The sequence below is a fragment of the Providencia sp. PROV130 genome, assembly GCF_028482225.1.
GTDB lineage: Bacteria > Pseudomonadota > Gammaproteobacteria > Enterobacterales > Enterobacteriaceae > Providencia > Providencia rettgeri.
Window position 1 is genome coordinate 28,633 of record NZ_JAMPQC010000030.1, and the last position, 24,614, is coordinate 53,246.

Sequence of the window (24,614 nt, forward strand, 5' to 3'; positions counted from 1 at the left end):
CCTGCCTTTTTGACACACTAACTAGTCGCCATTTTACTGCTCATTTCTAAGCTGTTTCGCTGCCTCAACCATGTTGGCTAATGCTTGGCGAGTTTCTGGCCAGCCTCGTGTTTTCAAGCCGCAATCAGGGTTAACCCATAAGCGCTCAACCGGAACACGCTTCGCCGCCTTTCTTAATAGCGCAACAATCCATTCCACATTAGGTACATTTGGTGAGTGAATATCGTACACTCCTGGACCAATTTCATTTGGATAATCAAAATCTTCGAATGCATCTAACAAATCCATATCTGAACGTGATGTTTCAATCGTGATCACGTCGGCATCCAATGCAGCAATGGAATCCATGATGTCATTGAATTCGCAATAGCACATATGGGTGTGAATTTGCGTGTCGTCATCCGCAATCGCAGCACTGAGTTTGAAAGCATCAACGGCCCATTTAAGGTAAGCCGCCCACTCGTCTCGACGCAATGGTAACCCTTCACGCAGTGCAGGCTCATCGATTTGAATAATACCGATACCCGCTTTTTGTAAGTCGTCGACTTCATCACGCAAGGCTAGCGCAATTTGTTTCGCAATCGTTTCACGGCTCACATCTTCACGTGGGAATGACCAACACAGAATAGTGACTGGGCCGGTTAACATCCCTTTGACCGGTTTTTCCGTTAAAGACTGAGCATATTTTGCCCACTCTACTGTAATCGCTTCTGGGCGACTAATATCACCAATAATCACCGGCGGTTTTACACAACGTGAACCATAACTTTGCACCCAACCATTTTGGGTAAATACATAACCATCAAAGTGCTCACCGAAGTATTCCACCATGTCATTACGTTCGGCTTCACCATGTACAAGAACATCGATATCTAAAATTTCTTGTTCTTTAATGGCTTGCTTAATATGCTCACTAATATTGGTGCGATAGTAGGTTTTATCCACATTCCCTTTTTTGAAGTCTAAACGTAATGTTCTGATTTCACTTGTTTGAGGAAATGAGCCAATCGTGGTTGTCGGCCATAATGGTAAGTTAAAGCGTTGACGTTGGCGTGCTGCTCGCTGTGGATAGTGGCTATAACGTTCTGTATCCCCTTCGCTGATTGCCGCCAAACGCTGAGCCACTGAAGCATTATTCACACGGGCTGATGTTCTACGCGCTCGAATAGGTGCGCTGTATGTATCTAATTCAGCAATATGGCTGTCTGTTGGCTGATTTAACGCTTTTGTTAACAGAGCAAGTTCTTCACATTTTTGGATAGCGAAAGCAAACCAGCTTTTCACTTCAGCATCTAAACGTGTCTCATCATTTAAGTCAATTGGGCTGTGCAGTAATGAACATGACGTTCCTACCCATATATCACGCTGGCCTAAGAGCGGCTTCACCTGTAAGAATTTTTCCCCTAAGTCAGCCTTCCATACGTTACGACCATTAATAATTCCTAGTGATAATACCCAGTCTGCTGGCAGTATTTGGTGTAATTTTTCAATATCATCAGCGCCTGCAACCACATCGACATGTAGACCTTGCACAGGGAGTTGCTTAATCAAGTCTACATGATGACTAATGCCATCGAAATAGGTGGTTAGCAGTAATTTGATTTGGCCTGACAGCGCTTGGTAAGCCTGCTGATAAGCTTGCTGCCATTGCTCTGGTAAATCTAACACTAATGCAGGCTCATCAATTTGCACCCACTCAAGGCCTTTTTCTGCCAAACGCGACAGGATCTCCTGATATACAGGCAATAATTCATTCAATAATGATAAGCGATCAAACGGTTCACCTTTCACTTTACCTAACCAAAGGTAAGTAATAGGACCAATGATAACCGGTTTTACATTATGGCCTAATGCTAATGCCTCATCGACTTCATCAAACAGTTGTGTCCAAGACAGGGAAAATTGTTGCCCTTTTTGAAATTCAGGCACGATGTAGTGGTAGTTAGTATTAAACCACTTCGTCATCTCGCCTGCTGGAGCAGGTTTGCCCTTTGGTGCGCGACCGCGAGCAACACGAAATAAGGTATCTAAATCAATCGAACCATTTTCATTTTGATGGCGTGGCGGCACATTGCCCAATAGCAAACTGGTTGTCAGCACTTGGTCATACCAAGCGAAATCACCAACGGGTAATAGCTCAACGCCCGCATTTTTTTGTTGCTGCCAATGGCGCACACGTAACTGATAACCGGTTTCTAATAGTGTGGTCTGATCAATTTTACCTGCCCAATAATCTTCTTGTGCACGTTTGAGCTCTCTTTTTAGACCGACACGTGGAAATCCAAGTGCATGATTTATAACAGACATATTGACCCCTTAAAATATTTAGCCGTCTAGATGTTTACACATCCATAATCAACAGGTACTGTATAAAGCACAAGCGCAAATTATTCATTGTCACCGTGAAGGTTTCTCATGATCGAATTAAAACATCTAAAAACATTGCAAGCGCTCAGCCAATACGGTTCATTAGCGGCAACAGCAACACACTTGCACCAGACACAGTCTGCTTTATCACACCAATTTAGTGATTTAGAGCATCGGCTAGGTTTCCGGTTATTTGTTCGTAAAAGCCAACCATTGCGCTTTACGCCACAAGGGGAAGTCTTATTACAATTAGCACAACAAGTCCTGCCATTAGTGAAAGATGCCATTCGAGTATGTAATGAGCCTGGGGTTTGTGCGTTACGCATCGCTATTGAATGCCATAGCTGCATTCAGTGGTTGACCCCTGCATTACAGCAATTCAGGCAAACTTGGCCTCAAGTTAGCGTCGATTTCAAATCTGGGGTGACGTTCGACCCACAGCCTGAGTTACTTTCAAGGGAATTGGATATCGTGATGACCTCTGACATTTTGCCAGATCAAGGCATCCACTATACGCCAATGTTTGATTATGAAGTAAAATTGATTGTGGCGAATGACCATCCGTTAGCCAAAAGACCACATATTGAGCCCCATGATTTGGCGGATGAAACGTTGCTTATCTACCCAGTACAACGGGATCGCTTCGATGTTTGGCGCCATTTTTTGCAACCTGCAGGCGTGTCACCTAACGTAAAAAATGTTGATAACACATTAATTTTAATCCAAATGGTCGCAGCTAAAATGGGTATTGCCGCACTGCCTCACTGGGCGGTTGATTCATTTGAAAAGCAAGGGTTGATTAAAACCAAAACCTTGGGTAGCGGTTTATGGAGCCGGCTGTATGCAGCTTGCCGTGAAGGAGAGCAGCACCAGCCAGCTATTGAGGCGTTTACTGAGACGACGACGGATCACGCTGTGGAGAACTTGTCTTATGTGAAGGCCGCGAAAGGATCCAACGCTTATGCACCCAAAGAGAAGCAACTATTAGGCTCGATCCTATGGTAAAACTCAGCCAATCCGGATGTTGTTGCCAGATAGCAAAATTAACTAATAACCCCGCTGGGACCATCATGTTATTCATAATAGCAAGGGTTCCAGCATCCACTTTGGTTGCGCCATAGTTCCACATAAAGTAGCCAATGCCTGAAGCTGCAATCCCCAACCAGAGTAAGACCCCCCACTGGAGAGTTGTTGTCGGCATCATCGATTTATTACCAAATAGCAACCACCCAAGTAATGCAATTAACGTTGCACCAAGGTAAAACCATGAGAAAGCCTGATGTTGAGGGATCGGATGCACCTCCATCAAACGTTTATACCCCACCTGCCCAATCGCAAAAAAGATATTTGCTAGCTGCACAAAAAGCAAACCTAACCAAAAAGATTCGCTCAAGTGGTCATAGCGAATAATTGCCGCGCCAATGACCGCCAATAGAGAGCTAAACAAATAGCCTTTACGCAGCTTTTGCCGTTCTAGTAAATCATAAATTAACGTGACATATAGTGGTGTTAATACTGTAAAAAGCAAAAATTCGGCAACAGTAAGGTATTGATAAGCATGGAATACAAATAAGTACATGATGCCAAGTTGGCAAGCGCCCACTAGCATATAGAGTGCAATCACTTTAGCGCTAAACTGGCGCCAACGTAGGAAAGGTAAAAAAACGAGCGAAGCTAGTGCCACCCGTACAAGTACTGAAAACCAACTATCTACTTGGCCCGCAAGGTATTCGCCGATAAGACTAAACGACGCTGCCCAAAGCAGCGTCGTGATAACAAGTAACCACATAATGCTGTATTTCGCCCCAAACTTAACAATGTCGGCTAGAATACTCGCTTTTTGGTTTTAATGCTCTTTTTCGATCAAGACGGCTTCTAATAAATCCAGATCAACCAACAACGTTTGTAGCGTTTCATTACTGATTTTCTTAGTTGCACGTAAGTGATAAAGCTCACCACGCTCCGCACGTAATGCCGTCAAACGGAAACGTCGTTCAAGGTCTTCAATCAGCAAATTATGATCAATTTCATCTTGCCCTGCCGTGCGTCGTCTTAGATAACCTGTCACACGGGAAGCGACTTCACTGATATCTTCTGAATCGAGTTTTTCATCAACGTCTGCAGATAAACGTTCCTGCATCTTATTTAAACTGACAATCGCCACTTCTGCCATTGCGGCTTTTGCCATTCGAATTTCATTGGCATCGACTTCTTTGTCTCCCACGGTAAAATTACGCAGCAGAAGCGGTAAAGCAACCACACCTGCAAAAATGGAAAATAAGATAACCCCTGCGGCAATAAATACTAGCTGGTAACGCGCTGGGAATGGTGAGCCATCGGTTAAAAATAACGGAATAGAAAGCACACCCGCTAAGGTAATCGCCCCGCGTACCCCTGCAAAAGAGGCTAGCCAAAGCTCACGTACGGTATAGTTAGCAAATTGCAGTGGCTTTTTCTTTAAGAATAAACGGCTAAACCTTTTCATCAGCCATAGCCAACAGAAACGCAATAGCAGTAGAGCAAAATAGATGATGGCTACTGCCGCGAATAGCATCCAGGTTTCTACGCTTGGGTCGAGATCGGCTTGGATAACAGACGTTTCCCAAATACCGGGCAATTGAAGCCCTAACATGATGAAAACCAACCCGTTAAAGACAAATTCAAGCATCGACCAAACGCTATCAGCACGTAGTCTCATCGCTAACGGAGCGTTACGGATAACCCCGGATTTTGTGATGGTCATACCGGCCGCAACAGCGGCTAAAATACCTGAAAAACCAATATGTTCCGCTATCATGTATGACGCAAATGGTAGCAATAGCATAAACACAATTTGGGTTGCAGGATCATCACCACTCCAACGGCTCATTAGACGCAATGATTTACTGTATAACCAAGTCACGATAATACCCGCGAGTAGCCCACCAATCGCGACCTTGAAAAATTCAATGGTGACGCCAGAGGCACTAAATACCATCGTCCCCATAGCAATTGCTACTGCAAATTTTAATGCTACCAGACCAGAGGCATCATTCATCAATGCCTCCCCTTCTAGCACACTCATCATCCGTTTAGGGATACGCCCCTTTCCGACAATGGATGATAAGGCAACGGCGTCGGTTGGCGATAACACCGCCGCTAGAGCAAATGCTGCAATCAATGGAATACCTGGCATCAGCCAGTAAATTAAATAACCAATCCCAATCACTGTAACCAGTACAAGAACCAACACTAAAATAAAAATTTCTCGACCATTTTGAAAGAATTCGCGTGTTGGCGTTTTCCACCCATCAACAAACAGCAAAGGTGGAATTAACAGAACCATAAAAAGTTCTGGGTCAAAGGTGACATGTAGGCCGAATTGAGGCCAAGCTAATAGCGCACCAATAGCAATTTGAATGAGAGGAAGAGGAATACGAATAGGAAGAATTTTAGCGGCAACCCCTGAAACAGAGACAGCTAAAATCAAAATAAGAATAGTAAAGAAAATTTCCATGTTGCCCTTACTGAATTAACCTAGCGACTAGAACCTAAAATATTGCCTGCCGCCGCATAGTAAGAGATAGCACCGTCCAGACCATGATTATTAAAACCCAGCCAGTCACCAGTGGAAATCATGCACATCCACTTGATTAACCGCCTTCTCTCTATTTTATCCCTAGCCATCCATTTTCGGGGAAAAAATTGAGACTTTACGATTAATTAATACAATAAGTTAAAAAGGTGGCAACATTAGCCACCCTCTTGAAAGAATATACTTTAAATTGCCAATCCTGAAGCGTAAAACGCCACTAAAAGTACCGCGATAATGACAGTACCAATATTCAATTTGCGCCATTCACCCGCACAAATACGACCGATAACCAAAGCAGCAAAGCCCAACATGATACCTGTGACGATATTGCAAGTCAGAACAATGAATACCGCACACAATAAACCAGACATTGAATCTACAAAGTCATCGAAATCAAGCTTAGAGACATTACTTAACATTAAAAGCCCGACATACATCAATGCCGGCGCTGTTGCATAGGCAGGCACCAAATAAGAAAGTGGCGATAAAAAGAGAATGAGTAAGAACAGTACGCCAACAACTACTGCGGTTAAGCCTGTACGACCACCAGCAGCGGTACCCGCTGCAGATTCAATATACACCGCCGCAGGAGATGCGCCAATCGCCCCCGCAAAGATACTGCTCACTGAGTCTGCGGTTAACGCTTTACCACCATCAATAATTTGGCCGTCTTTATCCAATAAATTGGCTTGTCCTGCCACCGCGCGAATAGTCCCCGTTGCATCAAAAACAGCTGTCATCACTAATGCAAGTAAGCTTGGCAATACCATTGGCTGCAATGCGCCCATGATATCCATATTGAAAACCAATGAAAGCCCATCATCACCCAATGAAGGCAACTTGAAAAAGCCTTGATATTTAACCGCAGGATCAAAAATTAAACCAATAATTGAAATTGCAATAATAACAAGTAATACGCCACCCGGAACGCGGCGTTTTTCTAAACCAAAAATGACCGCTAACCCAGCCAATGACATTAATACAGGGAAAGAAGTAAATTCACCTAGAGCAACAGGCAGGCCTGCATTTGGGTTTTTAATCACTAAACCCACCCCATTAGCCGCAATTAACAGTAAAAATAAACCGATACCAATACCTGTGCCATGTGCAATACCCATTGGCATATTGCGTAAAATCCAACTACGGATACCTGTAACAGAAATGATGGTGAACAAACACCCCATTAAAAAGACAGCGCCCAATGCCACAGGAATACTAATTTGCTGCCCTAACACCAAACTAAACGCGGTAAATGCAGTCAGTGAGATAGCACAACCAATTGCCATCGGTAGATTGGCCCATAACCCCATCAATAAGGAACCAAAGCCAGCTACTAAGCAAGTTGCAATAAAGACCGCTGTTGGTGGAAACCCTGCTTGCCCTAACATGCCAGGTACAACGATGACAGAATAAACCATCGCTAAGAATGTGGTTAATCCTGCAATGATTTCACGGCGAACTGAAGAGCCGCGCGCTGTTATCTTGAAAAATGAATCCAATTTGCAACTGGATGAAGCCTGTTGGCCTGACATGGTATACCTCTGCTGTTTAATGGAAAACGACGACCTTCAAATACTGCTAACGACTAATTTTCACGTTGACGTAAACGATTACGTTTTTAAGAAAAAACAAACTAACTGAGAAAAAATCCCAATAAAAACAGTTACGCAATCGTTTGGTTTTTAAAATAGAATAAAACGTATCGTGAGGAGAGCAATTATCATTCTAAACAGGGGGGATGATCAAGCATTTTTAGCATTTCTTACCCGTTTGTTCTTTTTTACTCCCAAATATACAGGCTTTTAAGCAATGAACATTATTTTCAAATAATGATTCTTTTTAGTTACATTTATTTTACGTAAAAATAGCTAAATACCTTTCCATATAATATCTGTTTAAAGAGGAAGGTTATTTCTTTGATACAATCCAAGAATATTTGCTTACAAAACCAATAGCTAAAAACTTATTTACTGGTGGTAATATGCGTCTGTTAAAAATGTGGCTAAAAATCCATTTCTTATTGTTTTTCATTAAAAAAAACATCATTCGCTGAGTAAATATATATTTAAGTATATAAACTCAATTATTATCAATCGCAGTTATAGTTTCAATTTAATCAAGTAAAAAACACATAAAACGTATTAAAATGTCAAATAAGAATGCACCATTAATCATATTACAGCGGAGTATTTTACTACTTTTCATTAGTTTTCTTGCTCTGTATTTATTACCGGGAATATATAGTCATAGCCCTTGGAAGCAAGATGAAAATTATAGTTTTGGTATTATTCAAACTATGTATGAAACTGGTAAATGGTTAATTCCCACAAATGCGGGTGAACCATTTATGGAAAAACCCCCGCTTTATTATTGGGTTGCTGCGATTTCCTCTCATTTATTTTCAAGCTTTATGCCACTTTATGATGCAGCCCGTAGTGCAAGCTTAATTTTTTCGGTTATCAATTTTTCATTTTTTATCCTTTTGGCGCGTCGCTTTTTCCAAGCCACAGACTTCACTGATACTCGGATTTGGGTCGCTTTTGCACTGTATGCCTGTGCTCCCGGTATTATCAGGCATAGCCATGATATGTTTACCGACGTTGCACTAATGGCAGGAACAACTATCGGCTTGTATGGGTTATTGGGGCTGATACAACAACAAAAAATGTGTATGTCTGCACTTTGGTTATCTATTGGAACCATCGTCACCATGTTGTCAAAAGGCGTTTTCATTCCTGGCGTTCTCTGGATTTGTCTATTTTTATCACCTATTTTTCTTACTCAATGCCGAACTAAGCGGTTTTGGCTATACAGTTTAACGGCGGGGTTAATCGCGCTTATCGCCATTTTACCTTGGCCTATCCAACTGTATCTTCAGCATCCTGATTTATTTCTCGTGTGGTTTTGGGAAAACAATATCGGCCGCTTCTTTGGCTTTTCGGTTGAAAAATTAGGGGCAAAAGCTAATTTAACTCGGATTCCAGCGGCAGTATCTTTATTTGCCTTTCCTTCCGGTCTACTGGCTGTCGCTTACTTTCTAAGGCACCCTATTAAGCGTTTATTTAATTCAAACGAGTTTTTGTTGGCGCTATTTCCTTTATTAGGTATCGTTTTTTTACAGATTTCAGCATCTGGTCGCGCGCTATATTTACTGCCTTTTATTGCACCCATGGCCATTTTAGGAACCCAAACACTACTCAATTTCCCTGAAAAAATTCTTAATGGTATCGCTCGCTTTGCGGCTGTTTTATGGTCTGTACTCATTCTGTTTTTATGGCTCTGCTATTTCATCACCTTGGCTGGTCATCAACAAGAATGGCTAGCGCCATTTAGCCGCTGGCTTCCCATGAGCTACCAGATGCCCTTTTCTTCCATTGCATTTATCAGTGGTCTGTTGATTACATTAGTGTGGTTTTTACGCAATAAAATTATTCCAAACTTTATTTCACCGGCTTTTCACATGATGAAAAATTGGTTATTAGGCTTATGTGCCGTTTGGGGGATAATTTTAACCTTGTTTTTGGGATGGATAGACTACGCAAAAGGTTTCGAAGGGGTTTTTGTCGATTTAAACCAGCATTTAGCAGGCCAATTTACAAAAAACGATTGCATGGCTTCTGATAATATTGGCGAGTCTGAAGCACCAATGCTCTACTATTACACTGGCGTATTACACCAACGCCAAGACCGCTTTGAAAAACCTGAACAATGCCGCTGGTTAATTGTACTCTCGAAAACAATCCAACCTGCACCGCAAGGCATGGAATTATTCTGGCACAATCATCGGCCAGATGAATTCCGAGAAAACCTTGTTGTGTATAAAGTTATTGAGTAATCTATTTATGGTGCTTGCTAACTGAAGTAGAGCACCACAAATGCACTTTATGGGCTGACTTGTTCAACCATTTGAGCGCTATATTTTTCTCGTGTGAACCATAAAAATACTGCCACAGACAGAACCAATAGCACCGGTAAGCCCACTGGTGAGATTGAAGTCGCCACTCCCGCCAGTAATGGTCCTGATAAATTACCAATTCCCCATAGCATGGCCGCCGCTGCATTAGCGATGATCAATTCATTCCCTTTGAAATATTGGCCGATTTGTACCAAAGCAATCGTATAAATTGCCCCTGCCGTCGCCCCTAAGATAAATAGCAGCACCCAAATTAGATAAGGTTGAGTAATAAGGAAGGGTAATAATAAGCTAGCTGCGAGTGTGATAATGCCGCAAATTCGGTACAGTTTTTCTCTATTCATATGGTCGGCAAGCCAACCAAAAGGTAACTGCATAATGGCATCGCCAGCAAGGATGGCGCTAATCATTAATGCAGCAACCGCCTCTGTATGCCCCATTCCCATGCCATAAATTGGGAACATCGATAAAATGGTTCCGTCAAAAAAAGCAAAAAATAAAATTCCACCACAAATACCCGGTGCAATTTTTACAAATTGAATAATTGAAAAATTAGATTTCGCGGCATTTTCAGCTAAACGGTCACCGACTTTTTGATCCATTAAAATAAATAGCACTACAGAGATTAAATGGATCAACGTACAAATCAATAAAGGCGATTTATCTTCCACACCATAATAAGCAATGAATGAAGGCCCAAGTAGCTGACTTACTGTGAAGACGGTGGTATAGATTGCTAAGATCCGACCCCGCTTATTTTCAGGGGATAATTCATTAATCCACGTTTCTCCCAAACAAATCATCACGCCACTCGCTAGCCCCGTAACTAACCGTAATGGAAATAATAGCCAAAGTGGTAACGTGCTCAATAATGGCAATAAGCTAATGGCAGAAACGAGGGTTGCCAATAGCATTGCCTTTCGCTTACCTGACCAACGCACAATACGTTGAACTACAGGGGCAATTAAAAACATACCTAATGCAGGAGCCGCCGAAATAATGCCTATATACAACTCATTGAAACCATAATTATTTAGTCTAAGAGCCACCATTGGAATACTTAGCCCAATAACGATACCAATGACAGCAATACTCATGGTGATGGTAAAAATAGCAAAAGATGGGGAACGACGAAAATTTTGTAAACGCTGATTATCAGAGCTCATGTTGAAATTAACCCGTTTCTTTTTAGCAAAAAAACAGATTTTAACTCCATAAAATAGATTATTATGAAAAATAAAAAACCGCATCATTACTAGTAAAACTAATAATGTTTGTGGTGATTGTAACACGACTCATATATTCTGCTATTTATCTTTATAAAACTATTTTTAATATTCTAAATACTTAAAGAACGAAAAAATATCGATAAAGCAGCACAATACCTGATAATAAAATTATGACATTAATAACTTTTAAAAAACTTTCACGTGAAATTTTTAATGTTATATGCCGACCAGCCCATGTACCAATTAACATGGCAGGGGAAAATGCTAAAGCAATCAATAAAATATCTAGGTTGAGATACACACCCATAACTAAAAATATCACTACTCGAGTCAGCGTGCTAAAGCCAATTAACGTCATTTGAGTGATACGAAAACGTTGTTTGTCTTCAATTCGGCTAGATAAATACATGGCATAGATAAAACCACCACTACCAAATAAAGCACTAAAAACACCACCCACTAAACTAAATGGGATAACCAACGCTTTTGAAAAAGGTGATTTTGATTTTTTAGAAAAGAAAGCATGTAATACATAACCAACAACAAATAACCCAAGTAATAATACGAGTATATCGGGACGAGTTTTTAATAAAATCGCAGCACCCACTAAACTACCAGCTATCATTAATGGAATTATCCATTTAATTTCCTGATAATCTGCATTTTTACCATCTTTAAGTAAATTTAAAACTGCCGCGGTTAGATCTATTAGCGCAAGAATTGGAACAATCATGTTTAACGGCAAATACATGGCTAATACAGGAGTTGCAATAAGAGCAGAACCAAACCCCGCCATGCCAAAAACCAAATAAGCAAACAGCAATGTCGAGAAACAAATCGCCATTTCTGGTGATAACAATTCAAACGGCATGACCTTAACTCCAGAAGTTTTTTAACGTCCTCACTATAGATTTTTTCAAATACATAAAATAGTTTTATTTTTGTAGGATTTTAAATTTCAAATCTATATCAAAAAACAAAATAGCCGCTTTAAATACAATATACAACTAAGAGTGTATAATTTACTTCTCTGAGTGATACAGAACTAGCACAATAAATTAAAATTCAGGTAAAAACACATTGTGGATAAAAAAATTAATTTAAAAATAGGGCAGAAAATTCGGTTACTTAGGCAAGCAAGGGATCTCTCGCTTAACGAACTATCTCGTTTATCAGGAATCTCGAAAGCCGCTTTATCCAAACTGGAATCTGGTGATTCAAATCCACGCATCGACACATTAGAGTCGATCGCCATTGCTCTACGCTTCCCACTAAGCGATCTGTTTACACGGCAACATGAAGCTTATCCCTACTTGCTTAAAGCCACTCCTAGTGAAAAAGAGTATTCACAACAGTTTAAGTTTCGCATTAGCATGGGAAATATTTCTGAATATCTGGCAATTAACCATGAAACGAGGCGCTATCATTAATAGCCCCGCCCATATGAGTGGAACTCACGAACACATTATGGTGAATTCTGGCTCACTCATGTTGCGGTTGCATAACGACCAAAATATCCTCTTGGAGGCGGGGGATTTCTATGCTTTCAGTGGTGATTTCCCACACAGTTATCTATGCATGGAAGGGGAGCTCCAAGCCACCGTCGTCATGACATACTCTCATCTTAGTGATAGTGTTTAAATTATGGCATGTTGTGCATCATAACTAATGCGCAACGTTCCCTTTTTAAATTTCATCGACTTAATTGAAAAATGCTGAATATTATCTAGCGAAGAAACATGCGTTCCACCACAAGGCATTTCTTCAGTTTGGTCGATGTAACTGATCCGCAAATCACCCTTTTGCTTTATTGTAACGGGCCGTCCACTGCGAATGCTTTGGTTAACAATATCTTCGATATATTGGCTATCAAGTTTATCAAAAGGAGTGACATCACCTTCCATCATGCTAAATTCTACTCGAGATTCATCAGGAAAATGATGGCCTTTTTGTGCCAGCCAGCCAAAGCGACGTAATTCCCAATTCAGCAAATGACCTGCGGTATGTAGCGCGGCGTAACGCTGACGTTTTTCCTTATCTACCCTTGCAACCACATTATTTTCTTGGCTAAAAGTAACGCCTTCAGATAGGTATCCTACAATTAAGCCACTCGATTGTTTCTTAATACGAACAGAAATATCATTCACCCAAGCTGTATCCATGGGCTGCCCACCACCTTGTGGGTGGAAAATATTGTCTTTTAGAGCCACCCAATAACCTTCATCATCATTCCCTTGCGCCAGTAAGTCCGTTTCAATTTCACACAGATAAGTGTCCGACAAATAGATGTTGTTTTGCATAAATTTATACCTGTTTATTATTCAATTTACCAAATACAAAGCTGTAATGTATTCAAAAAATCATTATTCAGCAACTGAACTCATATCATTTCTGTTCGTTTTAAGAAACTCCAATTATCGCTATGATTAAACATAAAAGAAAATAGCCCATACTGTTATGTATGGGCTATTAGGTCATAAAATTTGCCTCAGAATTACTGCAAATAATTTTGCATTGTTTCGAAAAGACGCAAATCATCACTAAAGCGTACTTCCCGAACATCTTCTAATTTTTCAACTTGGTTAATCATTTGCGACAAACGCTCATCTTTTTGTACTAATAGCCATATACGGCTTTCATCTTTATCTTTAATTGGCATACATAGAATGCCATCAACATTAAATGCTCTGCGCGCAAATAAACCACAAATATGTGACATTACACCGGGGTGATTACGAACAATTAGCTCTAAAGCAATCGGATGATGTTCAAATACCATAATTACGCTCCAATCATATCAATGTTAGCTGCACCTGGTGGAACCATTGGATATACCTTCTGATTCACATCAATCAAGGCATGGATCAAACATGGACCTTTGGTATTCATTATCGCTTCTAATGCCATTTCTGGATCTGCTTCATTATTTAAATCGCAAGTTTGCAAGCCAAACCCTGCCGCAATCTTGATAAAATCGGTTTGATACGGATAAGCTGCAGCAAATATGCGGTTTTCAAAAAATAAATCTTGTTGTTGATGTACCATCCCTAACGCTTGGTTATTCATTAAAATAATTTTGATATTCAATTGGTGCTCCGCTGCCGTTGCCAGCTCTTGAATATTCATCATCAAACTGCCATCACCGGAAAAACACACAATGGTTTTTTCGGGTTTTGCCAACGCTGCACCAATGGCCGCTGGTAGCCCAAAGCCCATGGTACCTAACCCGCCTGATGTCAGCCATTGACGAGGTCGAGACAGAGGGTATGCTTGAGCCGCCCACATTTGGTGCTGCCCAACATCCGTTGTTACAATTGCATCTTCACCTGCCGCACGTGCCGTAGACAGAACTAAGCCATAATGGTTCAGCGGGTTATCAGCCTCGCTAAAATTCAATGGATATTGCTCTTTTAATTGATTCACTTGCGCCATCCAATCTGTGCGCGCATTGCGTTCTACTAAAGGCAATAATAATTCCAATATTTGCCCTGCATCTGCATGAATAGCGATATCTGGACGCTTAATTTTGCTGATTTCTGCTTTATCAATATCCACATGGATGATTTTCGCGTTAGGACAAAATTTCTCTGCTTTACCTATTGCCCTATCATCAAACCGTGCACCAATCACAATCAATAGATCCGATTCTTCCATGATCATATTAGTACTTGCGGCAGCATGCATACCTAGCATCCCTAAATATAACGGATGCCTCATCGGAATAGTGCCAAGTGCCATTAATGTCATGGTTGTCGGTAATGAAGCCTTTTCCGCAAAAGCGATCGCTGTTTCTGTCGAATCAGAACTAATTACCCCACCACCAAAATACAGCACAGGGCGTTTTGCGTTATTAATCATTTCAGCCGCTTGCAGAACTTTTTCCATATCAAATGCGGGTGCTTTATCTTTCGGTAATACTTCTGGTATTTCAGTTAGTTCAATTGTGGCAGTTTGCACATCTTTTGGAATATCAATCCAAACAGGCCCAGGGCGGCCTGACTCTGCAATACGAAAAGCATCACAAATCACTTGTGGCAATTCATTGATATTACGAACCAAATAATTATGTTTTGTTACTGGAATCGAAATACCATAGGTATCAACCTCTTGAAAGGCATCTGTACCAATCATTGACGAAGAAACTTGAGCCGTAATACAAACCAGCGGGATAGAATCCAGTTTTGCATCAGCAATAGCAGTTACTAAGTTAGTTGCCCCAGGTCCACTTGAAGAGATACAAACCGCGGCCTTCCCCGTGGTACGTGCAATTCCCTGAGCAATAAAACCGGCACCTTGCTCATGGCGAGCCAGTATGTGGCGGATTTTCTGGCTTTGACCTAATGCGTCATAAAAGGGTAAAGCCGCTCCACCTGGAATGCCAGAAACGATGGTAATACCATGTTTTTCCAGTAAATGTACGATTAATTCTGCACCCGTAAAGCGGGTTTTATGTGGTGTTGTGGTGCCCGATTCGCTCATCATAATTATCCTTTGCTAGCCTGCGGATCCGAGCGAGAGGTGATAAAAAACCCCGCTCGGTTTGCGCCGGCGGGGTTTCTAAATCTGCGTGATTTGTACCCGTTACGGCGCTAAGCCCACGACCACCACCACACGCACGACCACCGCGGCACGTGGCGCGGTTAGTAGTAGGTTTAAGTGATTAGTCGTCATGTTCACGGGTTCTTCCTATTTAGTCTGTCTAATTTATTGATTATTGTTTTTCAGTGTCTTTTATTAAGAAAACATAAATTTCCCAGCATGACAATCATTTTTTCTTGTTTTATCCCAAAGGGATAGTAATTGAGACACTCATCACACATTGAAATAACAGCAATATTATCTATTAAAATAAAAAAATATAGCATTAATCACTACTTAAAATACCATCTCAGACCTTGACTTAAAGTCAACTTTAAGTTGTATCCTTTGCACCATTCAGAGGGATTATTCCCTCAATGTAAGAAATATAACCAATTGATTTTTACTTAATAGACAGAGGGATATATGCCAAAATCCGTTTGGTGGTTAACCATCACACTTGCATTATTTATCACAGGAAATGCGATTGTCCTTTCTGTAGCAGTAGTTATTGGCGAAAAACTGGCTACCAACCCAACTTATGCAACTATTCCACTGGTAAGCCAGTACGTTGGCTTAATCTTAGCAACTATTCCGATCGCATTTTTAATGCAAAAATATTCGAGAAGAGTGGGCTTTATTATTGGTAATATCGGTGGGCTAATCGGTGCAGGCTTCTCTATTCTTGGTGTGATAGAAAGTCATTTAGTGTATTTTTCCATCGGGTTGTTTTTCACTGGGATTGCTATTGGTACTGCACAACAATTCCGTTTTGCCGCAATTGAAGAAGCACCAATTTCTTTACGAGCAAAAGCTATTGGCCTTGTTATGAGCGGAGGTATTGCTGCGGCCTTAATCGGACCAACATTAGCCATTACCACCCAACGCTTTTTTACAGAATACCCGTTTGCAGGGCCGTTCATCACGTTAGCTGCCATTTATGTGATCGCATTTATTCTATTACTCGTTGTGCCTTTAAAGAAAATAGTGAAAACGCCATCGGATGAAGCGTTAGTCAAACGCAACTACAGTGCATTGTATTCACAACCTATTTTAAAATTAATCGCTATTGTCAGTGCAGCTGGGTATGCCATTGTGGTTTTTACTTTTGCCTCGATACCGTTATCTATGAAACAACATGACTTCGCCTTTTCCTCTATTGCGATTGTATTTCAATTCCATGTATTAGGTATGTTTGCACCGTCATTTTTCACTGGAACATTAATTCATCATTTAGGGGCAAAACGCATTATTTTCTGCGGTATCGTACTGTTAATTTTATCAGCAACGATGAACCTGCTAGGTAACCATTTTTACAATTATTTGTTGGCGGGTATATTTGTGGGTGTTGCTTGGAATTTGCTTTTAATCAGTACCACCAACCTACTACCCCATACATATGAAATGCATGAGCGAGCTAAAGTACAAGGCATGACTGATTTTCTTATCTATTTTTTCGGTGGAATAGGCAGTTTAGGGGCAGGCGTTCTTTTCTTCACTCTCGGTTGGCAGACGATGAATGTTCTATCTGTAATCATTTCAACTACAATTTTAATTAGTTTTTGGAAGCTAAAAAAATATATCCCCAAACACCAATGAAAAGTTATATCACTGTACGATGGTTTTATATTCAGAGAGCGTAATAGTTTCATCTATTGTTAATCGATATGATGAATATATCTCCTTAAGATAAACTCTACTGGCTATAAACTAATTAAAAATCGGTATTTTGTCTGTTTTGCCAATTAACAAACTGAATTCAATTTCGTTTACTATTTATTTATTGGCTATTGACTGAATGAGGGATAAGATTAAAAAGTAACTAATAGGAAGATATTATGTATAAAGAAATCCCTGTTCCCTATAATGGGAAATACACAGAATTTCAATCTACAGTTGTTAATGAAATATTAGTTTGGATTGAAATGAATTTAACCAGTCGTCTATTACTTGATGATATTGCACTAAAATCAGGATATACAAAATGGCATTTACAAAGAGTATTTAGAAAAGTTGTTGGTATGCCTTTAGGTGAATATATTCGCCGAAGGAGGATCTGTGAAGCTGCTAAAGACCTATGCTCCACTGAACTTCAAGTTATTGATATTGCATTAAAATACCAATTTGACTCCCAGCAATCTTTTGCAAAGCGATTTAGAGCTTATTTAGGTACGTCACCGTCAATCTACCGCCTGTCCGGTGAAAGCCAAAATGACCCATTACTACTGGAACCTAAAGTAGCTTGATACGCTAATATGAAAATAAAATTTATATTTCCTTTTTTAATAACACTACCAATACAAAGCCCCATGTAAGTTAATTACTGGGGCTTTTTCTATTTTTTATTTATTTAAGAAATTCTTAATTTAAAATTAATAAACTCTTAATGTTTCAGTTCTTTATTTGTTTTATCATTCCAATAAAAAACAATATTTTCTAGATATAGATTATTTATATTTATTAAAAAATAAAGGCTTCACAAGGAAGCCTTTATTTTATTTATACATTCTAAGTCTTACTGATTAGAACGGTTCAGATAACCTGATACTTATAAATCGTAAAAAAAACCTTTTTTATCAGAAGCTAAGAGATAGGGAATGATTGAACTGTTAAGAATTTAGTTAAAATATAAACTATCAAAGTGCATAATTTTACTTTTTTTGGTGACCCAGCTCGGACCTTTGATTCAATCTGGCATAGATATTGGGAAGAGATCAAAAAACCGGAAATCTCAAAAAGTGCGAGGAACTAAACCAAGTGTGCTTACAGTACAAAGACAACTATGATAACCTTTGCTAAGTCAGGTTTTACACTATGGAACAGTTAATATATGAGTGCTATAGAAAACCAAGAAACAGTTATACAAGCAGTTAATAGTTTACATCCAACAACGTTGTTTCACTTTACTAAAAATGAAGAGGCATTCTATAGCATTTTAACAGAACTCTATTTTAAACCTTTCCTTGCCCGTGAACGCATAGTCGGAGTAAAAGGAAGAAGAAATTTCGCAGTACCAATGGTTTCATTCTGTGACATCAAGCTGTCTCAGATTAAAGATCATAGTGGAAAATATGGTGAATTTGGATTTGGGTTAACAAAAGAATGGGCTGAGAAAAATGATCTCCATCCTGTTCTATACATGAATCAAGGCAGTGAATTATTTTCAAAGTATAATAAAAGAATTAGAAAACTAAAGGATGCGTTAATTCCTCTATGGTCGAAAAGGCATATCCTTGATAATAAAGAGCGTAAGTATTTTGAAAGCCTTAAAGAAGAGTACGCTGACCTTTATAATTTATTACGTTATATGAAAAATTATAAAGGAAAATTAGAAAGGACGAACGAAAAACCCATTGAGAATTATATCTACGCTGACGAAAAAGAATGGAGATATGTACCGCATCCATTTGTTGGCGATTTATGGCCTAGCCTAAATTTAGAGCGAGTGGTGGAACCTAACCAGAAGGCCGTCTTAAGTAAAAAGTTCTCTGAATTTGGTATTAGTTTTTCTTTCGATGACATTAAATATATACTTGTTCCTGATGATAGCAACATTTCCAAATTGATAACTTGCCTTATGAGTATAAGAAATTATGATCCTTATATAATAAGTAAAGTTTTAACGATGGATAAGGTAAAACAAGATTTTTAACACTTCTACATAGAAATTTCATTAATAAACAAGAAATTAGCTTTCTTGAGGACAACTTTACCTAAAGCTGAAAAGTGCCAATTAGCAAACTTTCATCCCATAAGCTATGATATAGCACTCACTTTATTGATAAATACCGAGGTATTCATGAAAGGTCAGGTCGATATCGAACTCCAAAAATTGATACGGGCGCGGTATAACACCGCGGTAGAAAATTGGAGTGAATGGAAATGGTTAGAAATCGGGCATGGCGTCGTCATCATATATCTCGGTTAAAATCTAAGAGAAAAACATATCGAATTGTGTTGGCTAAAACTGAAAAAGTTGTAGGGAAAATTTACTGCACCCCTTGTGCTTGTTCTTGTTATTTTTGTGGTAATCAAAGAATTCATCACGGAGTGAACATTCAAGAGCAACGAGCTTTGCTGCGTTTTACTGATTGACTTATAAAATATTAATCTTTTCGATAATAAAAGGCTCCAATCCTTGGAGCCTAAATTGGAAAAGCTCTCATTAAAATTATTATTTTCAACTACATCACAGAATATTTTCCCGTGACATATAACCAACAACCGATCCTTTCTCTACCAAAAAATCTAATATTACTAAGACCTCTTCTTTCAACTGTTTGGTTCGTCTAATTCTCTCACGCTCAGTGTTGATATACCGCCTAACCAAACATTCCAAATAATAGACAGTATCATTTTCCAATTTATTTTCCCATAACTTTTTATTAACCGACAATATTCCTGAAAGCCAGGTTATACCTTGATTAAGATAGCAACTGGCAATGTTATTCAATGATTTGGCAAGAGAATATACAGTTGAAGGGCAATGACCCATAGTCCTAGATACATCGCAAAAGAATTGACTATTGTTATCTTTAAATGTGTGCCAACCATTTGAATTTTCTTTCCATGGAGATTCAGCAAAAAGGTAACTTTTTATAATTTTATCTACATACCAATACCTATCTCCATCCTTGCACAAAGTAACCACTTTATCAAAAAACAAATCCCAAACCTTCCAAAATTTTGTGTAAGTATTTAATCTATCTTCGACGAGAATAAATTTTTTAAATAACTCTGAAATAGGCTCTGAACCGTTGAAACCTTCAAGAAAAGGTTTTATATAATCAGGAATATCGCTCACGGGCGCATGAAGCGTAAAGTAGGCAAATCTTTCCAAGAAAGACTGCCGAAGAGCGTAATCAACTCTATCTTCTCGAACACTTGACAATAGGCTTGTAGAAAATCTTTTAACAATTAAGGAAACCAATTGCTTATGTTCAATATTGACAGTATCAACTGGAATTAATTGGAAAGCCGTGTTCAAAATATGCAGATCAACTTTATCGATACTTCCCAAATCATCTATAGATATTTTATTATCGATGACATTTGATATGCAATGCTTATAGTTATTTAAAAACACCTTATTAATTTTTATTTTTTTAATGTCATAGTCTGCTTGACGATAACTTTCATGAATGATTTTTCTTGAAAAGATTACATATTTTGGCTTTAAAATCAAAAAACCAAACAATAGAGACTGCATATCATCAAAATAGTCTAGCCATAATTTATGAATCACCATACTAGGAAATACTGAGTAGCGCCCACTTGCCATTCCAATAGAGTGGTCATTAAACAGTGTCAAAAGTAATATTGTTTTTATAGTCTCCCTTTCGATTGGATAATTATGATAAATCACAGGTAAGGCTGAAATTGCCGAGGTTGTTCCATCTAGCACCTGATAATTATAGCCTTCCTTCAACGGAAGTTTAGAATACGCTAGAACAATATCTTTACAGTATTCTCTCTCTTCATTATTCAGCTGATTAAAATTCTCTAATAGTAATATAGAACAAACGTCTGCTGGTATATTACTGTTTAATAGTCGGAAATCTTCATCCTCCTCCTCATTAAGCTTGTTTATTATTTCTTTGGTCTCTTGTATCGCAATTTGCGGATTTTCCTCATACATTCCATAATTCTTATAACGTTCATCCTTTTCTCTTTTATAGCTTGCCCATAGCTTCAGCGTCATATACTTCATATGCTCGGAATTTTTCTTTATTGCTTCCTCACTATATTGCTTTAGTTTAGGGTCAATCTCAGGATTGAATGATATCTCAATCCCTTCATCTTTCTCCTTAGTAGTTATATTCATCTTTCGCCGATCCATTCTTGCCAAGCAGAGCCTCCACGTCTTATCGGCTTCAGTTTCTTGAGCTTCATCTGGAAGCTGATTATAGTATTTGTCGAAAATATCCCATAGCACTTGTTGCCTTTCTATGGCATCTTTCTCCGTTACATTTTCACTTCTGAAAATTTGATAATGCAAGGCAAGATTTTCAAGATAAGTATTTCTATGCACATCATCGCAAGCTTTAATTCTATCTTCTTCGTGCAAAGAGTTTCTGTAATCTGCACCGCCAAAGCCATCCCTGAGGGAGATTAATGAACTTTTATGTGTTCTGTCTAGAACCATTCGATTCATATCAAAATGGAAGAAATCCTTTGTTTGGAATAGTACTTTAGCTACATTGAATGTCTTCTCAGGGAATGCAAGTACAATACTAGTAACTACTGCGGAGATAGAAGCTGACTTGGTATTTCTCAACAAAAAGAGAAGCCAACTTTCCAACACTTTCGAGTCTGCATTTTTAAAATTCTCAAGAAAAATTTTTTCCAATGCCATATGAATTGATGAAAGTAAGTAGGTAGAGACCTGTGTTCCTCGATATGAGCACCACAGACGATTGCATATATATTGCTTTATAAACTTTCCTTCTTCAATAAAGACATCGACTTCTTCAATTTCGTTTTTAGCAAAGCGGGAGTGGGCAAAACATATCGTTGTCTTGTTCGTAAAATCAAGAATAAAGTCTATTGTTTTTTTGAACTGTGATTGTAGCAACCAATATATAGGAGTCTGATATGGACTTTCTGGATAATAGTCATGATGAGACCTAAATAGACCGAACTCATCTTCAATATCCATATGGTGATAACGTTCGCCTTTTTCTTTAAGTGGCCGATACCAGAACAGATCTGCCAATTGTAGAACATATTCCGGGAGAGATACCCAAACCGGATGTGAATCTAAGTCAGTAAGGATTAAGGTCATAAGATCGAAATATGGGGTACCGTGCTCGTTCCACCTATTTTTTAGAACCTTAACTAAAACCTCTTCCATTTCAGGTTTAATCATGGCCGCCCCATGAAGAATCGTATGCAGAATATTTTTCTCATTATCCCTTCCGGATAAATAGACATCCTCATCTATAGTCCATTGATAATATTTTAGGGCTATCAAACTAGATAATCGAGTCGTTTCACCCACTTTGTTTCTTTGATTCCACTCTTGAATCACCGGAAGTATAAAATTAATATTTCTGAACCCAATTTCATCTAAATTTTCATGGATAAATTGGATCGCACTCTGCCAACCAGTTCCCTTAGGCTTAGTAAGAACATATTTAATGGAAAGTAGATCTGAATTACTTACACCTAACTGTTTAAGCAGATCGTAATCAACGTCCTTGCAAGCAAGCCTCAATAAGAAAGTAAGTCTTTTTAAAAGATTCTGGTCACTACTAAGTAAATATCGTTTAAAGTAATTAAAAAATATGCCTGAATTGTCGGAAAGAAGGACAGCTACCCATAACTCGTCTTTCCAAAATTTTGATATTCCTTCTCCACAGACTATTTCTGCGATAAAAGGCTTTATGGACTGGTCATCTAAAAGCAATCGTTCAGATATCCAATTCCGAAAACTACGGCGAACAGGAAGTGATTCTCCTATCTTTTCGAAGAACTCGTTATTGTTCGCTTTACGGATATAATCGACGGAAATTTTCTTTTCTAATGCCCATTCCTCATATATATCATGTGTAATGAAGTAACCAGCAGCTTCATAGCCGACAATTCCGTCTTTAACTAACGCATCTAAAATTCCAGTATCACATGCCGGAGAGACAAAAAATTGGCCCTCACTAGCCCGCTGAAAAGCAGTCGCTAAGAAACACTGCTCCCGAGAAGGTTTATTTTTGACGACAATCTTATTCCAAAGCTTTTCTTTGAAGCTCGCATAATCGATGCTTTCACCGGTATAGAACCTCAGATATTCACTTAGATAAAATGGATTTTTGATTAGTTCTAATAATCGAACATCTTGAGGAAGGCTAAATCCATTATTATCAGATAACTCTATTAGCTCGTCGCGTTCAAGGTTCTTTATTACTAAGTTTCCAGGAGTTATCTTATAAATATCTATGAAAGCATAGTTCAGATCTGCCAAGTAGTTGTTACGGGTTGTGAAAATAACCTGCCATTTATCCTTTATTAAAACAGTCAGGAATTCTTTAAAAGGATCGATATTGGTCAATTCTAAAAGCTTTTCAGCAGAATCTACGACTATGACTTTACGTAATTCGTCTTGATGAGCATTAGAGAAATCGGCTAAGCCATGCGCACCGAATAGCTCATTAATGCTGTCCTTTTTAAACTCACTAGCCTTAAAGACATAGAAAGGAGTGCATTGTTTTTCAGCTTCATAAATTTTTTTGATAACTGCTGTTTTTCCAACCCCACCTTCTCCGCTGACGATGACAATTTTTTTCTGAACTAGATTCTCATGTAGAAGTTCAATGCAATGTCGTCTGTCAATTTCAATACTTCTGTCTTTGAACTCTATATTGGTTTGAATTTCATATAAAACATTTTCTGTGTGCTTGCGCTTTTCTTCTAATAAATCAAAGATGCTTTCATTAAGGGAGAAGAAATGTTTTGCAATCTTTTCATTCTCAACTATTACAAACGGTGATTCAAAAAAACTAGCAACTCTCCATACTATTTCGATACCCGACTCATATGCTTTCTGATCAACTTCAATTTTTATTTTGGGATCGTTACTATTTCCGACAGTTTCAAAATAATTATCAGCGTTCTTATCGTCTTCAGGCTCATGAGACTTTCTCCCCTGCCCCCACTCTTGATTAGTATAGAAAATGATTTTACTTAATCCTGGATAAGCCTTTTTGCTTTTCCCAATCATTTCTATAAGATCAGCTTTGTTATCCGACAATTTTGTGTCATAGAATTTAGATTGCCAACCGATAAGTTCATTATCTTTGGTTATTGGATTAGTTTCGATACCAGATTGATTCTTATATCTAAATATACCTGCGGGTATTTTGAATTCTTGACAGAACAATAAGTAGCAAAACCACTCAAAATTATCTTGAGGATTCTCATTAAATTTAGCTTTAAAGTTATCCCAGTTTGGTTTGACCAT

General features: G+C 38.8%; 16 protein-coding genes and 1 pseudogene. 6 read left to right on the forward strand and 11 right to left on the reverse strand.

Annotated features, from left to right (window positions below; genetic code table 11):
* Positions 1–33 precede the first annotated feature (33 nt).
* Positions 34–2,307 (reverse strand): 5-methyltetrahydropteroyltriglutamate--homocysteine S-methyltransferase, encoded by a 2,274-nt coding sequence (gene metE, locus PSF28_RS19485; protein WP_272685505.1) that lies wholly within the window; start codon positions 2,305–2,307, stop codon positions 34–36.
* A 108-nt stretch (positions 2,308–2,415) separates the two neighbouring features.
* Between metE and metR the strand changes: the two genes are divergently transcribed.
* Positions 2,416–3,372, forward strand: a complete 957-nt coding sequence (metR, locus tag PSF28_RS19490; RefSeq protein WP_210835804.1) for an HTH-type transcriptional regulator MetR — start codon at positions 2,416–2,418, stop codon at positions 3,370–3,372.
* Here the strand turns inward: metR and PSF28_RS19495 are convergent.
* The 3 genes from PSF28_RS19495 to PSF28_RS19505 all read right to left on the reverse strand — a co-directional run bounded on the left by PSF28_RS19495 (position 3,257) and on the right by PSF28_RS19505 (position 7,473).
* Positions 3,257–4,156 carry a carboxylate/amino acid/amine transporter gene (locus PSF28_RS19495; protein ID WP_117163035.1) on the reverse strand — a complete coding sequence of 300 codons (900 nt, stop codon included), beginning with the start codon at positions 4,154–4,156 and terminating at the stop codon, positions 3,257–3,259. The two genes, metR and PSF28_RS19495, sit on opposite strands and share 116 nt — an antisense overlap.
* A gap of 57 nt (positions 4,157–4,213) precedes the next feature.
* Positions 4,214–5,863: a Na+/H+ antiporter gene (locus tag PSF28_RS19500; RefSeq protein ID WP_272685506.1), complete on the reverse strand. Its 1,650-nt coding sequence runs from the start codon at positions 5,861–5,863 to the stop codon at positions 4,214–4,216.
* A 263-nt stretch (positions 5,864–6,126) separates the two neighbouring features.
* Positions 6,127–7,473: an NCS2 family permease gene (locus PSF28_RS19505; RefSeq protein ID WP_004914933.1), complete on the reverse strand. Its 1,347-nt coding sequence runs from the start codon at positions 7,471–7,473 to the stop codon at positions 6,127–6,129.
* A gap of 614 nt (positions 7,474–8,087) precedes the next feature.
* Here PSF28_RS19505 and PSF28_RS19510 point away from each other — a divergent pair.
* A complete protein-coding gene (locus PSF28_RS19510) occupies positions 8,088–9,776 on the forward strand; it encodes a hypothetical protein (RefSeq protein WP_272685507.1) in 1,689 nt (562 codons plus the stop codon).
* A gap of 47 nt (positions 9,777–9,823) precedes the next feature.
* Here PSF28_RS19510 and PSF28_RS19515 read toward each other — a convergent pair whose 3' ends face one another.
* Together PSF28_RS19515 and PSF28_RS19520 are read right to left on the reverse strand one after the other, a co-directional pair.
* Positions 9,824–11,107, reverse strand: a complete 1,284-nt coding sequence (locus PSF28_RS19515) for an MFS transporter (protein ID WP_140172661.1) — start codon at positions 11,105–11,107, stop codon at positions 9,824–9,826.
* Positions 11,108–11,201: 94 nt separating this feature from the next.
* Entirely contained in the window at positions 11,202–11,954 is a 753-nt protein-coding gene (locus tag PSF28_RS19520) for a sulfite exporter TauE/SafE family protein (RefSeq protein ID WP_210835810.1), read from the reverse strand.
* A gap of 211 nt (positions 11,955–12,165) precedes the next feature.
* Between PSF28_RS19520 and PSF28_RS19525 the strand changes: the two are divergent.
* Positions 12,166–12,724 (forward strand): annotated as a pseudogene (locus PSF28_RS19525) (helix-turn-helix domain-containing protein).
* On the opposite strand, the gene PSF28_RS19530 reads toward PSF28_RS19525, so the two are convergent.
* The 4 genes from PSF28_RS19530 to ivbL form a co-directional block, all read right to left on the reverse strand.
* Complete coding sequence (locus PSF28_RS19530) at positions 12,721–13,383, reverse strand: hypothetical protein (protein ID WP_272685508.1); 663 nt, start codon at positions 13,381–13,383, stop codon at positions 12,721–12,723. The pseudogene PSF28_RS19525 and the gene PSF28_RS19530 sit on opposite strands and share 4 nt — an antisense overlap.
* A 194-nt stretch (positions 13,384–13,577) precedes the next feature.
* Positions 13,578–13,862 carry an acetolactate synthase small subunit gene (gene ilvN / locus PSF28_RS19535; protein ID WP_070927583.1) on the reverse strand — a complete coding sequence of 95 codons (285 nt, stop codon included), beginning with the start codon at positions 13,860–13,862 and terminating at the stop codon, positions 13,578–13,580.
* 2 nt (positions 13,863–13,864) lie between these two features.
* Positions 13,865–15,562, reverse strand: coding sequence for an acetolactate synthase large subunit (gene ilvB / locus PSF28_RS19540; protein ID WP_210835831.1), 1,698 nt, complete (start codon positions 15,560–15,562; stop codon positions 13,865–13,867).
* Between the two features lie 102 nt (positions 15,563–15,664).
* The gene (gene ivbL, locus PSF28_RS19545) at positions 15,665–15,754 is read right to left on the reverse strand and encodes an ilvB operon leader peptide IvbL (RefSeq protein WP_109912586.1); all 90 of its coding nucleotides are present in this window, start codon (positions 15,752–15,754) and stop codon (positions 15,665–15,667) included.
* A 333-nt stretch (positions 15,755–16,087) separates the two neighbouring features.
* On the opposite strand from ivbL, the gene PSF28_RS19550 reads away from it, so the two are divergent.
* The 3 genes from PSF28_RS19550 (at position 16,088) to PSF28_RS19560 (ending at position 19,313) form a co-directional block, all read left to right on the forward strand.
* Positions 16,088–17,260 carry an MFS transporter gene (locus PSF28_RS19550; RefSeq protein WP_210835814.1) on the forward strand — a complete coding sequence of 391 codons (1,173 nt, stop codon included), beginning with the start codon at positions 16,088–16,090 and terminating at the stop codon, positions 17,258–17,260.
* Between the two features lie 239 nt (positions 17,261–17,499).
* A complete protein-coding gene (locus PSF28_RS19555; RefSeq protein ID WP_117163030.1) occupies positions 17,500–17,907 on the forward strand; it encodes a helix-turn-helix domain-containing protein in 408 nt (135 codons plus the stop codon).
* A 584-nt stretch (positions 17,908–18,491) separates the two neighbouring features.
* On the forward strand, positions 18,492–19,313 hold the full coding sequence (locus tag PSF28_RS19560; protein WP_272685509.1) for an abortive infection system antitoxin AbiGi family protein: 822 nt from the start codon (positions 18,492–18,494) through the stop codon (positions 19,311–19,313).
* Between the two features lie 537 nt (positions 19,314–19,850).
* Here the strand turns inward: PSF28_RS19560 and avs4 are convergent.
* A complete protein-coding gene (gene avs4 / locus PSF28_RS19565) occupies positions 19,851–24,614 on the reverse strand; it encodes an AVAST type 4 anti-phage nuclease Avs4 (protein WP_272685510.1) in 4,764 nt (1,587 codons plus the stop codon).

Coding starts and splice junctions, on each gene's coding strand:
- ilvN (WP_070927583.1), bottom strand. CDS start 13,862: ATGGTATTTGAACATCATCCGATTGCTTTAGAGCTAATTGTTCGTAAT.
- PSF28_RS19530 (WP_272685508.1), bottom strand. CDS start 13,383: ATGCAAAACAACATCTATTTGTCGGACACTTATCTGTGTGAAATTGAA.
- avs4 (WP_272685510.1), bottom strand. CDS start 24,614: ATGGTCAAACCAAACTGGGATAACTTTAAAGCTAAATTTAATGAGAAT.
- PSF28_RS19495 (WP_117163035.1), bottom strand. CDS start 4,156: ATGTGGTTACTTGTTATCACGACGCTGCTTTGGGCAGCGTCGTTTAGT.
- PSF28_RS19510 (WP_272685507.1), top strand. CDS start 8,088: ATGTCAAATAAGAATGCACCATTAATCATATTACAGCGGAGTATTTTA.
- PSF28_RS19560 (WP_272685509.1), top strand. CDS start 18,492: ATGAGTGCTATAGAAAACCAAGAAACAGTTATACAAGCAGTTAATAGT.
- PSF28_RS19520 (WP_210835810.1), bottom strand. CDS start 11,954: ATGCCGTTTGAATTGTTATCACCAGAAATGGCGATTTGTTTCTCGACA.
- ilvB (WP_210835831.1), bottom strand. CDS start 15,562: ATGAGCGAATCGGGCACCACAACACCACATAAAACCCGCTTTACGGGT.
- metR (WP_210835804.1), top strand. CDS start 2,416: ATGATCGAATTAAAACATCTAAAAACATTGCAAGCGCTCAGCCAATAC.
- PSF28_RS19500 (WP_272685506.1), bottom strand. CDS start 5,863: ATGGAAATTTTCTTTACTATTCTTATTTTGATTTTAGCTGTCTCTGTT.
- metE (WP_272685505.1), bottom strand. CDS start 2,307: ATGTCTGTTATAAATCATGCACTTGGATTTCCACGTGTCGGTCTAAAA.
- PSF28_RS19550 (WP_210835814.1), top strand. CDS start 16,088: ATGCCAAAATCCGTTTGGTGGTTAACCATCACACTTGCATTATTTATC.
- PSF28_RS19515 (WP_140172661.1), bottom strand. CDS start 11,107: ATGATGCGGTTTTTTATTTTTCATAATAATCTATTTTATGGAGTTAAA.
- PSF28_RS19505 (WP_004914933.1), bottom strand. CDS start 7,473: ATGTCAGGCCAACAGGCTTCATCCAGTTGCAAATTGGATTCATTTTTC.
- PSF28_RS19555 (WP_117163030.1), top strand. CDS start 17,500: ATGTATAAAGAAATCCCTGTTCCCTATAATGGGAAATACACAGAATTT.
- ivbL (WP_109912586.1), bottom strand. CDS start 15,754: ATGACGACTAATCACTTAAACCTACTACTAACCGCGCCACGTGCCGCG.